The organism is Alteromonas sp. DY56-G5, from assembly GCF_041414725.1.
In the GTDB taxonomy this organism is placed as follows: Bacteria; Pseudomonadota; Gammaproteobacteria; order Enterobacterales; family Alteromonadaceae; genus Alteromonas; species Alteromonas macleodii.
The window spans coordinates 1-13,598 of the sequence record NZ_JANHZQ010000026.1 but is presented as its reverse complement, the minus strand read 5'-3'; the positions used below and the strand labels follow the sequence as shown (position 1 = coordinate 13,598).

Sequence of the window (13,598 nt, the reverse complement as noted above, 5' to 3'; positions counted from 1 at the left end):
GGTACCTTAATGCGAGATTTTTTTTGTAACATCTATGAGTTGTTTATGCGCTTTTTAAATTATATGTGTAATTTCATAGTAGATTCGGCATCCCCTTGGCTGTTGCAGTTTTTGCTTGTTTCAAAAGAGTTCATGATAACAATAATGTTTTCGCTTTCTCCTATTTTATTATCAGCCCTAGTTCAGGCTACATGGAGCAATGAGAGTTATATTGATTCATTCAAGTCGAATTTTAGGAGTGGTGAAGTATTCATCTACACTGCAGCTTTTCTCGCTCCATATATTGTTAATAGACTTGGTGATGGTGTGAAGGGTTTATTCAAGGAATTACTATTTTATATTTTTTGCGCTGTTCTTTTAGCCGGTGCATTTTTATTTATAACGCTAAGAATTGAGGCCGTTATAGGCCAGAACATGAAGATAAGTGAGCAAACACTAAATTTTGTAAGTTATTCAGTCGTCATATTAACGTCTCTTATATGGTATTACAGCATATGGCCAAATCATAAATTAGCAATGCGTAATATTCAAAAGAAAAGTGCTGAGGAGATGGAACAGTTGCAAGATGAATTAGATAAGAAGTTAGGGCGGAACTGATGAAAAAAATAGAAACTTCTTACTTGAGTGTTAGGCAGCCGATTGGTGATTTCTACTGCTGTGTCATGAATGCAAGTGATTTATATGACATATCATTTACTGACGTGAGAACAATGGAAAATGAGTCTGAAGACGGTGTTGGTACATATTTAGGAATTCAACGAAGTCTTAATAAATCTCGAGTTAAAAAGATTAAAGAATATGTGAGATCAGTTGATGCAACATTTCCCAACTCAATCATTATTGCGGTTCCCGAGAAGTTTGTTTCTCTAGGCCAAAGGCTTTTAACAATTGAATATGATGAAGATAAATCAGGGAAAATAGCTAAAATCTTGGATGGTCAGCATAGGTTGGCTGGGTTTGATGGCACGAATGGAAAATATACCAACAGAGAAGGTGATCAAGAAAACTTTGAGCTACTGGTCACGATATTTGTTGAGGCCGATCTCCATACCCAAGCCCAAGTTTTTACAATGGTGAATCAGAGTCAGACTAAAGTTAATAAAAGCTTAGTTTATGATTTAGAATCACTGGCGCTTGCAAGGAGTCCATATAGGACGGCACATCAAATAGCGGTGCTGTTGAATGGTAAGAGTGATTCTCCGTTTCACAAACGTATTAAAAGGTTGGGAGTTAAAACACAAGGGATAGAAGGTGAATTATTGACTCAAGCTGCATTTGTCGAAAACCTTATTAAACTTATCTCGAAGAAGGCCAGCTTCGACAGGGATATACTCTTGGGCAGAAAGAAAAAGTTCCTGGGCTTAAAGGAAAAGAATTTACCAGACTGTCAACACTCTGATTTCAGACGGTTGGTTTTTAGAAATAGCTTTATAGAGGAGGATGATGCAGCAATTGCCGCGAATGTGTTTAATTTTTTCAGTGCTATTAATCAACGGTGGCCGTTGGCATGGTCTCGAGATAATAAAGATTCAGTTTTAAATAAAACAATTGGTCTGATTGCATCATTCAGGTTATTGAGAGATATATTTAATAAGTTGGTAGATTCGGGGGAAGCTAATTTTGGAGATGTTGTTGCGCAGAGCGTATATTTAAAATTACTTAGCGATGTAGATCTTGATGACGAGTTTTTTGAAAAAATAGATGCCGTTTCAAAGTCATCTGGCTTCATCTATAAGAAAATGAATCAATATATTTGATTTGCACTCAAGATCATTGCGGAAATATCCCTTTTTCGACGTGTTTGGCCCAAGCAATCAATAACTCTTTTTCTGTAAATTCCGCATAGCGCTGTTTCAACAATAACTCTGTTGCCAGCTGGGTCATGCCCAGCCAGGTGACTTTATCTAGCTTTAACGTACCGTTTAACTGGACCTGTTGGCTTTTGTCGTAAATAAAGCCAGCTTCAATAGACTTAAAAAAGGCGATGCGCGCTGCTACATTAGGCGTAATGCCAGTTATTTCTCTCTGCTTTTTAAGCTCATCTTCCACGGCTTTATTTAGCCACATGGTATTCGGTAGCATTACACTGCCTCCTGTATTTTATCTTGCCAGAAGTAGCCTTCTTTCACCGTTGAGCTACGAGTTTTCTGGTCAAACTCAATCTCAAAGGCATGAGAGATTTTAGATGCTAAGGCTTGGTAGAAATCCTCATCTACCTCGGTGTCGGTAGACAGTAAAATAACTTGCTCGCTGGCCTCTGGGAAGTAGTTACGCACCAGCTTGCCGCGGTGGATAGAATCTAATCGACCAAGAGGAGTATCGACTACTACCGGTAATACCCGACCAGATAATTTGCCCAACGCTTCTAAGATGGCAAAAGCAAATATTTGCTTTTCACCAGCAGATAGTGATTTACGGTTAATAGTAACACCAGCGCTATCGACCAGATTTACATCAAAAGTGTCAACGTCAATTTTGGCGGAAAACTTTAGATCTTCCTTTCTGGCCAATTTGCGGTAAGCATCAATAAACAGCTGCTCTAACTGGGTGACTCTGAGTTTGATCAGCTCTTCTTTAAACTCTGCTAAAGCATTTTGGCTCTTGTCAACTCGTAGTGTTGCTTTATCTGCTGAATGGTTGGTTTTCAATGCGGCGTAGAGTTTTTCTAAGCGCTTGGCACAGTCAAGCTCGATTTGTTTATGTGTTTTAGCATTTAACATTAGGTTGATATATTTTCGGCTCAGGTCATCACGTTCCTGCTCTAGCTCGCGTAAGCTTTGATATAGTTTATTCAATGCTTCCGCATCAGGAGCGCGCTCGATACGGACTGACAACTGGTCTAACTCTGCCTGCACCTTCACCAATTCTTCGTTTAGCCTATCAACGTTCAACTTTGCTACCCTGGCATCTGCTGTTTGTGCTTCCAGTAATGCAAAATCGCCGTCAGCGATATCTAATTTAGGCGTTTGCAATGCCGTCTTATTGATAATTGGACCGAAGTAACGTTGCATTTCGTTATAGGCTTCGTCGCCTTGCTTTTCTAGATTCGTAGATAAGTGTTCACGTAATCCGTCTAGATGATCAACTAGCTCATTGCTAAAAGCTCTGGCTTGTTTAATTTTTTGATCTGACTTAAGTTGACCTAATAAGGCTTGCATAGACTTCGGAGCTAACGCTAGAGGGTAAGTACCATTAACTTCACTTTTAAGTTCTGCTTGTAAATCTTGCTTTTTCTTCACCAGCGCATCTAATTTTGCATTTGCAATAGCTCTATTAGATGCCCATGTACCATCATTTTCATGAATAATAAGTTCTTTTTTAGCGATATCTCGCTTTAATTCGGCAAGGCGGCCACAGAATTGTTCAGCGTTTTCTTGAAACTTTTTACTTTCCTTAGTTGCTGCGAGCTTTTCAATTTCGGCTGCTTCTATCTTTTTAAGAGTGTCTTGATCTGCGGCTTTGCTACCCTTATCTTTCAGGTAAATTTCCAGATCGTTACTAAGGCGATTAAGAATATCGATGCCTAACAATCGCTGTACGGCTTCTTTCAAATAAGTACCAGTATCATCTTCTGCTAGTTCAGCTATTTTTTCGCCATCAAAAAAGAATAAATCACCGATACCAGGCGGCACAATTTCATTTAAAAAAGACTGAACTTGATCAGTGGTAAGTGTGTTATCAGGTGTACCATTTACGATTAATGTTAGTTGCTCGTCAGAGTTTTTTTGCCAGCAGCGGCTAATTTCATATTGTTTGTGCTCACCTTGATGGGTATAGGTGAATACTAAGGTTACCTTCGCAAACGTGCTTTCATCCGAAGATAATGCAGTTCTATTTATTTGTTCTGCCAGATACGTTTGATAATCCTTTTTACTGATGGCATCACTAACAGCACGCTTACCGAGTAGCGCCAAACGTATAGCCGTTAGGATTGACGTTTTACCAGCACCGTTGAGTCCGCCAAATAATATTACCGATTGATGGAAAACGCCCGCTTTGCGAGGAGATAAATCAATGTGTTCCAATCCGTTGAAGACTCTAAAGTTTTCTAGTATCAGCCGCTTAAAAATCATTTAATACCTTCCCTCTCAAGCAGAGTATTAATTAGCTTCAGCTCTTGCTCTAGCTGCTTAACATGGTTACTTTGGCGCATCTGGCTTTGCCGTAATTCTAAATTGTTCGCAATAATATCGTCCGCGCTTTCCCAGTCCTGTTGGATAAGCTTGCCAATCTTGCTAAAAATACCACTTCGGCGTACTAGGCCGCTCATAGATGTTTCTAGATCGATAAGCTTTTTCAGCATTTGTGGTGAGACACCGTGCTTTGGCGCTATTTCGTTTAATAGCTCGCCTTCTGCATTACCAAATTGGTTTGTGTCATCGACACTCCAATCTAATGTCAAGCCAAGCTCTGCAAAAACAATTTTTGGCAGAGAGTCATCCCAATCTGGCTCATTAGGATCGTTTAACCATTCATGGCGCACAGCGTGAAGCTCCGGAACAGTAATCAATTCAAGGTCTTTTTGTTTAGCTGATAGCTGCTTTTGCATTCTAAGTAGCAGCGTCATTGCCATCTTTCGATACTTAAGCTTATAAGGACCTGTGGTGTAATCGTCTGTCAGGATCTTTTCACCATCTTCGCGCAGTGTTTTAAATGCTAATCGACCATCCCGGCGAATATGGCTTCTATACTTTTTCTTTAGTTTTGGAGAAGTACTGCGTGAAAGAATGTTTCTAAACTTTAGCAATGGGAGCATCCAAGTTTCACCATTTTGAACAAGGCTTTCCATTGCTCTGTCTTTTGTTACCACTGTACACGTCCAACAACCAAAACGGGAGTTTCCACAGGATGGGGTAGTTTCGTCAATTACCATCGGACATTCGCCCTGGCCTGATGAATCTTTATATAGATTCCACAAAACTAGGTTTTTGCCGCCCCAGGGGGTTTCCCATTCAAGCTCGTATTTATCGAACCACTTATTCTTTACACCATAAGGAGTATCTTGTTGTTCTAAATGGCAGAAGCGTAATATTTTCCAAACGTCATCGACGCCCCACATATCTATAGGTGTATATATAAACGCATTGGAAAGAGTTGTATGTTTTGCGAGATCAGACCCATCGATTTTATGCTTTGCAATTACTTGGGCTCTTGAAGCACTCTCCTGCGAACGAGAACCCAAGACTACAATGACTTCTTCATACTGGCTAACTTTATCTGTGATAAAGGAACTGACTGGATCGATTTTCATTCGCTCTGTACACCAGCGAAAGCTTCGGGTAGGTGCGGGATATCCTTTGCCTAATAAATTCGCCCAAAAAGTTTCGTTAGTTTTAGGAACGACTTTATGCGAAGTGATGGGTAACTTATCGCGTGCCGCGCCTCGCTGAATCGCCTCAAGAGAGCGGTTCACATGGTTTACTACAATAGGTGTTTCAACCAATGTATCAGATGCAACGACAAACACGTGTTTGTGGCGTTCTTCGGGCTTTAAGCCCAATAGCGCTAGGTAAACAAGTACCATTACAGCAGAAGAGTCTTTACCCCCACTGTAGCCAATAACCCATGGCCTAGTGTCTTGTAGATAAACGCGCTGTACGTTGGCTACGTAGTCTTTGAGTGGCAGACCAGAAAACTCTTCCTGCTCGATAAACTCAATATAGTCTTCGAGATCGAATTGCTTGGCTAATGTCATGAATCTAATAAATCTTTTTCTTTTTGAAGGTCATCTTGAGATAACTCAAGCCCTAGTTGGCGTTTAATTTCTAGTGCTGTAAGAAATATATTTGAGCTAGCCTTGGATAGCTTGCCGTGCATCATTGCGCGTTTAACCCATTCAGGGTTAGATTTTCGCCAGTTGACAGAATTAAGCTTTTCTAATGTTGCTACTCTTTCTTTTTCAGCAAAGTCTAAGAGTTGGTTCCCAACAATCGCAATGGCTTGAAGAGCGATACCGTGTGCTGTTAAATATTCCTGACGAAACTCACCGACAGCAAGCTTTTTATCCTGCACTAATTGCCATTCGGCCATATTATCATTAATGCAGTTCCAAAACTGCAAAGCGAATTCTTTTTCGTCGTCTGAAATATCGTCCTTGGGGCCTTTTCCTAGCAATACTCTTGTTGCATGCTTTATTGCACTCAGAGCGAAAATCTTATTACTCTTTACTGGAATGCTTCCTTTTTCCATCTCAGTAAAACCAATGAAAGGTTTAGCATTATTCGCGAGGTATTTTGCTACACGCGCGCCTGGATCTCTATCATCATAAAGCGTTGAAAGCGACGAGGAAGGTCGGATTGCGTGCTGGTTTAAATCAGCAAACATTTGTTGGCTTCTACTTAACCCTTCATCGATGTAAAACACAATGGCGATATTGTCCTGGCCGAGTTCTGGCTTATGTTTGATAGCTTCTTCAATTGCAGCTCTGCGGTGTTGCCCATCATTAATTAAAATGCTTGTGTTCATCGAGACTTTTAGCGTACCAATATTTGGTGCGTTCTCTTGCTCTATAAATGAAACTTCACTGCCTACTGATGCTGTGAGTGCTGAAAAAACATAGTCATCTGGATTATCAACCAAATATCTACTCATCTCTGGAATTCGAGTTTTATTCAGTGTGCGCTGAGCGCGTAACTCTGGCGGAACTTCTTCTTCATCGTAAATGAAGATTTTCGGTATGATACGAAGAGGGCAAGTTGCAATATAAAATGGTCTTCCGGCTTGAACGCCACGGACTGCTGGAAAGGAATAGCAGAAGTCATTATCTAAAGTGTTCAAAATTTACCCTCCTTGATAGTTACGTAAAAATTTTACGTAATTTTATGTGAAAGTAAATAATTTGTCTGTTTTTACGTAAAATTTAATTGTTGAGCGCTGAAAGTATATACCTTTGGGAAAAGAGGGATGAGCTGGACTTTGGGTTAGATTTTAACAGATATAATCTGATTTGTTACTCAATACAGCGTCGGAATGCTCGTCGATATAGTCAAAAAAGTCCACATCTTGATCGGCCATTTTGATTTTAACTCGCTCTTTCAAAGTAGGAGAGTTACTTTCCTCAAAATTGGCATAACCGAGAAGTGTTAGTTTACCTGAATTTATATGGATTTTAATTAGCTGGATGTCTTCTAGTTCACCATAAAGTTGCAATGCTGAGCTTACATACACTCTCAATAGTGGCGAAAGTAAGTCTAAGTATTGCTTATGAAAAGTTAAAGAGTGCGGTTTCTCGAATTCCTTTGCTAATACGCTTTTAGGCAAGTTGTTATGAGCTTCTAAGCATTCGGCTTCTATCATCTCGACATCTGCTATTTGAAACAGAAGTTCTTTAGCTAACGTTTGTGCATTCTTGTTAGTGTCGAAGAAGGCTTTTATGTCACGTTTGGTTTGCTCTGGCTGATATTTGTAGGGCTTTCTTTGACCAAAGTGGCCTACAGCGAAGTAAACCAGCAAGTCTTCCGTTCGCATTTGTTGTGCAATATTAAAGTCATCACTGCCATAAAAGTTCAGACATAGCCGAAACGCTTTTTTCATAGTGCCAACTAACTCTATTAACTCGTCAGCTTTACTAAACTCGTCTTTCGCGGGGGGGCGACCTAACAGCAAGCAAGTTTTCCAGTATTCTTCAAAAAGCTCACTGTGTTTGGTGAATAAAAGCTGTGTATTGGCTTCTTTAATATCGACAGGCTTAGATTTCTGCTCCCAAGTTCGCGTTCGCTTATGCCTATTCTGCAGATAATCTTGTTCTAGATACTTATCTTTGAATACGAAATATATTCCAGGGGCTACTGCAATGGCTGACTCATCTAAGCTCAGCTCAATGAATATTTTTAGTTCGCTTTGAGTAAAGTATTTTTGAAAGGTATTTCGGCTAGTGATAATGCCATCTTTGTATGGCGTAAATTTAGCGAGATAGCTTTCGTTTGCCAGCATGGCCGAGATAACAAGAAGCTTATCGGTAAGAGACCAAGCGCCTTGAATAGCTTCCATGCGCTCGTTTCTTTCTTCAATAACATTTATCACGAAGCCAATGTTAACTAAGTCTGCATTTACTTTATCTGCGTCTGGTAAAAAGTTTGGGTCCCATCCTAGGGCATCTAGCCCATGCGCTTCAAGCTCTCGAAGGTCATCACCTCTGCCACAGCCATAATCAAATATAGAGTACTGCCCTTCTAAGAAACCATGCTTCGCTAACACTTTCATTGGGGCTGATAGCTCGTAACGTACTATTGCAGTTTTATCGCGCTCTATTTTCTTTTTATCGTTATTTTGCAGTAGTGCGGAGTTGCGAAATAAACGCCCGTCTACAAGTTCGTAGCCATGCGCATTTATCAAAGCCTCCCATGATGCTTGAAATCCAATATGGCGAGAGTTTTCATAAAGGCCTGCTTGCTCACCCTCTTCGGTAATCTGTTTAAATTCTTCATACTGTGGGTGATCTGGTAATACCATAGTTTCTTTGCGGTGAAGAATCGGTGGATTATCGTAATTCGAGTAGTCCGTTACTTTGTGTGATAGCTTTTGCAGGTCTACAGTTACACTTTGCTTCAATGCCGGATAAGACTCTTTTTCAAAGGAAGGATAGTGCAGTAGGCTTAATGAAAACTGTTTCCTAGATAATTTTATTAAATTCCACTGTTCCCTTGGAATTTTAAGTGCCTTACCTATAGCCAGAACAACGTTTCGTAATTTGTCGGGTAATTGCGGCAATGTGCTCTTATGAACATAAATGGCGTCTGGAAGCTTCTTCCCAATTTTCAATTCACCAACTAGTGTTTTAAATATAGCTGCGTCCATTACAAATCCTCTGCCAGTATTGCGGCTTGATCACCAAATGCCTTTTTACCAGGGTAACGTCTACCATTTTCGCTTTCACACATAATCTGTAAATGTTTAAGCGGTTCGGTTAAATGAATACTGACATGAACTGGCCTGTGATTATCATAATAGTAAATACGATCGTAATTTAGCCTTTGCGTGATGAAACGTACGATATCGGAAGTTGCCATACCTTCTACAAAAAAATCACATGCAGCTCCACCTCTACTACATATTTGTTTACCCACACTATTAGTTTCGTGAGATGAGTGCTGGTCGAGTGTTGGTGCAGTGCCGGTGGGTGATAGTTTCTGTATAAACTTTTTCAGAGGGAAAGAAGTGAACCCATAAGTAATTATTGGTTTTCCTAGTATGCGGTTGATAGGTAAAAGTACTTCACCGACCAATTCTTCTAGTGCGAGTATCGAGCTATCAATAATAGGCTCATTAGATTCTAAAAAGTCATGCTTGCTTTTGTACCAGTTTAATAAGCTTTGACCTAGCGGGTGGGCAAGTACCGAATGTCCAGCAGGTAAAGAGTAGAAGAATGCTCGACCTAGTTTTTCATAGGCAATACCACCTCGCTCGCGTAGGTGCATCAAATTACTGTCACTGATTTTAAGTATCGCTTTGGTATCTCGAGAGCAGTACATTTTCATAGGCAATTCGTCTACATAACCTAGTTATAAACCCAGTTCTGTGCGAAACCCAACTGTGTAGCCAATCTATACTGTCCCTCAATTGTGGTTTTCAGACGTGTCTGAAACGTACAGTCATCGAAGAGCTCCGTTGTTGTCGAAAGGCCCAAGTCCAAAAGTAACTCTGATTCTAGCTTTGGCCATTCGAAGTTACTTTTTGAGTTAACTTTCATCGCTTGATACTGGATTGCTGTAAACCGATCCAAATATCTTTCAATAGATGGCAGCCTATTTCCTTTGCTGCTATTCACAGGGCCGATAGTAGGTACAATGTTCCAGATTCTGTCATGGCATACGTAAGTCCAAGGTAAAAAGTGATCTAGCGAAATATTACCTTTACGAAGTTTAGTTTCAGAATATATACACTTGGGGTCGTCATTGAGTAAAGCGTATTGCTCCCAATATCGTTTTTGAGTAGCCAAAGAGTTACGGTTTTTGGGTGGACATGATTTGTTTATGATGCCAGGAATATTAGGGTTATTCTTCTGCAGATATTCGATCCAAAAGAACTCTATATACTGTAAGAGTAGCTGGCCATTTCGCTTTATATACGTTGACCACTCAGGGTGCACTCTTACAGATTTTCTATCAATACTGATATTGTAAACTGGTTGACGTGAATCATAGCGATTGGCTGCCATTTCAAATATCATTTTATTTTTTTGATAATCCGGCTTTCCTCGTAGGTCTTCATCGAAAAAAGGGTGTAGCAGCCTATATTGTACATAAGCCGCTAACTTTGAAATCGAAGTTGCATCTAAGTCTTTCTCTAATTGCTTCCTGAGATTTTTCTCGAATTCTGGAGAGGTAAACGGAATATCGTCTTCATATTTGAAGCCTTGGTTCTTAAATATTTCAGCAATTTTATCTTGTGAACCCAAAGACAATTTAAAAAACTGATTAGGGTACCAAGCCAGTACCAGCATATCTGTCGTCAAGTCCGATATTTCTATATGGCTTTCATCATCTCTTATTCTACTTACCAGTGATTTTAGAAAAAGGAATTTGTAGGAGTTCGTAGTATTTCTTAATAGCGAAATGAAGTCGTTAGTTTTGCTCACTAATAGAGCTCCCTAAGATCATAGTTTCCCAGTTTATCGATTTTCTATTTAAGGAATCCTCTAATGGCACTTTAGAGCTATCTAAAAGGCTTAAACTATTGGCTTTCGCAATTTTCTTAATTTCATCCTTTGACACTTCAAACATTTCCCTTTCATCAAATGATGGCCCATGCCTTAAAGTAATAATCATTGCTCCATTTTCTGAAAGCAATTCTGCTAACCTTTTTAATGCGGGTTGCCTTTCATCTTTAGGCAAGTGCATCCATACCGCTGAAAGCAATATTAGGTCGTATGTTTTTGGCGCTTGGGGTAGGGCGGTAAGCGCAGGTAAGCTGGCGTTACACCATGTAACACTGTTATGTGAATTGGCTTGTGCTAGGTTTCTTAGCTCATTTGCAGGCTCTACAGCTATTACTTTCCATCCTTTTTCGGCTAACCAATTTGCATCGCGGCCACTGCCAGCGCCTACGTCTAACGCAAAGCCTACTTCAGCTTGCTGTAAAGATGCTTTCCAATCAGTGTGCACACTTTCAGCATCAACCGAATTGTATAAGTCGAAGTAATGCTGCGCTTTTTCACTGTAATGCTTAATGGTGTTTTTTGTACTGCTAGTCAAAATGTCGATGCCTCCCTGATCTGAGGTACAGATTATCGCATTCCCACAAACGCAGCTACCTTTACAACTTTGTAAAATCTCTTTTTATAAACTTAAATAGCAATAATTATCATTTAAATTAGCTTTAATTTATCTTATACTCCCCCGCCGTAAAGTTCTTAACCCTTCATAACCAAATAACAGAGAAAACCATGAAACTAAGCAGTTTATTTGCACTAACGCCTATCGCGTTTGCTTTGTCGGTAAATGCGCAAACAACTCAAAGCGATACAGTAGAAGTTAAAGAAGCAGACGTAGAAAAAATTCGTATTGTAGGTGTTCGCCAAAACCGTGTTAGCCGCGGTGCAACTGGCTTAACCATGGAAATCAGTGAAACTCCTCAGTCTATCAGTATTCTTTCTGAAGACCTTATGCAGTCGTTCGGTGCGTTCAACATTAACGACGCACTAAAGCTAGCACCAGGTATCAATGTAGAAGAGTGGGAAACTAACCGTACTAACTACACCGCACGTGGTTTTGAAATTAAAAACACCCAGATTGATGGTGTAGGCCTGCCTAACGACTGGGGTATTGTTACCGGATCGGTTGAAGCTTACGGCTACGAAGAAATTGAAGTTATTCGTGGTGCGAACGGCCTGCTTACTGGTGTAGGTAACGCGTCAGGCACCATCAACTATGTGCGCAAGCGTCCTACTAACGAAGAAGGCGGCGAAGTGGGTGCAAGCATTGGCTCTTACAACTTCAAGCGCGTTCAAGGCGATTACTCTATGCTGCTTACAGAAGACGGCAGCTGGGCGGCGCGTGTAGTAGGTAGCTTTGAAGATAAAGAGTCTCACCTAGATGGTTTAGAAAACGATCGCGGCTTTGTATACGGCGTTATTGATGGTCAGCTAACTGATAACGCTACGATAACCTTCGGTTTGTCATACCAAGATGCCAATACCGACGGCAACACGTGGGGCGGGCTAGTATTCAACTATACCGACGGTACGCAAGCTGAGTGGGATATTAATGACACCACTACGCAAGAATGGACCAAGTGGGATACTGAAACCACTAACGCCTTTGTTGAGCTAGACTATGAGTTCGACAACGATTGGCAATTGCTACTTAGCTATAACTTCCGTGGCTACGAAGATGAAAGTAAGCTGTTTTATGCTTACGGTGCCATTGATAAAGAGACTGGCCTTGGCTTAGTTGGCTGGCCAGGTCGTTACGATTCTGAAATTGACTCTCACCTGTTAGAAGGCCGTGTATTCGGTGATTTCGAGCTGTTTGGTCGCAGCCATGAAGTTAACTTTGGTGTAAGTCACGCTACTAGCGACGACGTGTCTTTTGTTCATGCGTTTGACTACGCTACTACTCCTGCATACGGCCCAACACCTGCATTCCCGTACGGTTTGGATGCGATTGCTGAGCCAGAGTGGTTAGGTGTGTCTGAGTACTCAAATATTGAGCAAACACTAACGCGTTACTTCGGCTCTGCTCGATTCAGCGTAACAGACGCAATGCACATCATTGCTGGTTTTAACGCGATCGACTTCGAGCGTACGGGCCAAAACGCAGGCGCGGTTATCGATAACTCAGAAAGCGAAGCCAGCCCTTATGTTGGTGCGACTTACGCGGTAACAGAAGATGTTAATGCTTACGTGAGCTACTCTGACGTGTACCAGCCACAAGAACAGTATGACGTAAACGGCCAATACCTTGACCCAACTAAAGGTAAGAACTTTGAAGCGGGCTTCAAGGCACAGTGGTTCGACGACAGACTACTAACAACATTCGCTTATTTCACCGCTGAACAAGATAACTTGGCAGCGTATGCAGGTACTAACCCTGAAACTCTTCAGTACTACTACAAAGGCGTATCGGTAGAGTCTGACGGTTTTGAAATTGAGCTAGCGGGTCAGTTAACTGATGATCTGCGCATTAACGCGTCTTACACCAACATTGATGTAGAAGACGAGCAAGGTAACGACGCTAACCTATGGGCACCACGTGATGTAGTGACGTTCCAACTAGGTTACACCGTACCGCAAGCGCCAGAAATTGAAGTAGGTTTTGGCGGTAGATGGCAGTCTGAAATCAGCAACGTTGACTACAATGTTAAGCAGGGCGCTTACTTCTTAGGCAATGTTTATGCTTCACATGCGTTTACAGAAGATTTCACCGTTCGCATGAACATCAACAATATCTTCGACAAGAAGTACATTAACAGCCTACATACGGTTGGTTACTACGGTGCGGGAATCAACGCTCAGTTGAGTGCATCATATACGTTCTAATATGAACCAAAACATGAATGACAAAAATGCGGCTTAGGCCGCATTTCAGACTGTTGAAAAAGCCCTAGACGAAAGTCTGGGGCTTTGATCTAATAGGCATAGTGAAATTCGGAGTGTTCAC

Annotated in this window: 11 protein-coding genes; 3 read left to right on the top strand and 8 right to left on the bottom strand. The window is 41.0% G+C overall.

The features are described 5' to 3' along the window. Nucleotides 1-45: 45 nt before the first annotated feature. Nucleotides 46-597, top strand: a complete 552-nt coding sequence (locus NO989_RS13320) for a hypothetical protein (RefSeq protein ID WP_371342716.1) — start codon at nt 46-48, stop codon at nt 595-597. Continuing rightward, the gene (locus tag NO989_RS13315; RefSeq protein WP_371342715.1) at nt 597-1,757 is read left to right on the top strand and encodes a DGQHR domain-containing protein; all 1,161 of its coding nucleotides are present in this window, start codon (nt 597-599) and stop codon (nt 1,755-1,757) included. The genes NO989_RS13320 and NO989_RS13315 overlap by 1 nt, the downstream gene beginning before the upstream one ends. 13 nt (nt 1,758-1,770) lie before the next feature. Here NO989_RS13315 and NO989_RS13310 read toward each other — a convergent pair whose 3' ends face one another. From NO989_RS13310 to NO989_RS13275, 8 genes are all read right to left on the bottom strand, one after another. After that, entirely contained in the window at nt 1,771-2,082 is a 312-nt protein-coding gene (locus NO989_RS13310) for a DndE family protein (protein ID WP_371342714.1), read from the bottom strand. Beyond that, nucleotides 2,082-4,073, bottom strand: coding sequence for a DNA sulfur modification protein DndD (gene dndD, locus NO989_RS13305; RefSeq protein ID WP_371342713.1), 1,992 nt, complete (start codon nt 4,071-4,073; stop codon nt 2,082-2,084). The genes NO989_RS13310 and dndD overlap by 1 nt, the downstream gene beginning before the upstream one ends. Further along, nucleotides 4,070-5,695 carry a DNA phosphorothioation system sulfurtransferase DndC gene (locus tag NO989_RS13300; RefSeq protein ID WP_371342712.1) on the bottom strand — a complete coding sequence of 542 codons (1,626 nt, stop codon included), beginning with the start codon at nt 5,693-5,695 and terminating at the stop codon, nt 4,070-4,072. The genes dndD and NO989_RS13300 overlap by 4 nt, the downstream gene beginning before the upstream one ends. Further along, the gene (gene dndB / locus NO989_RS13295; RefSeq protein ID WP_371342711.1) at nt 5,692-6,777 is read right to left on the bottom strand and encodes a DNA sulfur modification protein DndB; all 1,086 of its coding nucleotides are present in this window, start codon (nt 6,775-6,777) and stop codon (nt 5,692-5,694) included. Before dndB ends, NO989_RS13300 begins: the two co-directional genes overlap by 4 nt. 150 nt (nt 6,778-6,927) lie before the next feature. Continuing rightward, nucleotides 6,928-8,796, bottom strand: coding sequence for a DNA phosphorothioation-associated putative methyltransferase (locus NO989_RS13290; protein WP_371342710.1), 1,869 nt, complete (start codon nt 8,794-8,796; stop codon nt 6,928-6,930). After that, the gene (locus tag NO989_RS13285) at nt 8,796-9,476 is read right to left on the bottom strand and encodes a hypothetical protein (RefSeq protein WP_371342709.1); all 681 of its coding nucleotides are present in this window, start codon (nt 9,474-9,476) and stop codon (nt 8,796-8,798) included. The genes NO989_RS13290 and NO989_RS13285 overlap by 1 nt, the downstream gene beginning before the upstream one ends. A gap of 20 nt (nt 9,477-9,496) precedes the next feature. Further along, on the bottom strand, nt 9,497-10,576 hold the full coding sequence (locus NO989_RS13280; RefSeq protein WP_371342708.1) for an HNH endonuclease domain-containing protein: 1,080 nt from the start codon (nt 10,574-10,576) through the stop codon (nt 9,497-9,499). Then, a complete protein-coding gene (locus NO989_RS13275) occupies nt 10,563-11,192 on the bottom strand; it encodes a class I SAM-dependent methyltransferase (RefSeq protein ID WP_371342707.1) in 630 nt (209 codons plus the stop codon). The genes NO989_RS13280 and NO989_RS13275 overlap by 14 nt, the downstream gene beginning before the upstream one ends. A gap of 191 nt (nt 11,193-11,383) precedes the next feature. Between NO989_RS13275 and NO989_RS13270 the strand changes: the two genes are divergently transcribed. After that, the gene (locus NO989_RS13270; RefSeq protein WP_014947783.1) at nt 11,384-13,477 is read left to right on the top strand and encodes a TonB-dependent siderophore receptor; all 2,094 of its coding nucleotides are present in this window, start codon (nt 11,384-11,386) and stop codon (nt 13,475-13,477) included. Nucleotides 13,478-13,598 lie beyond the last annotated feature (121 nt).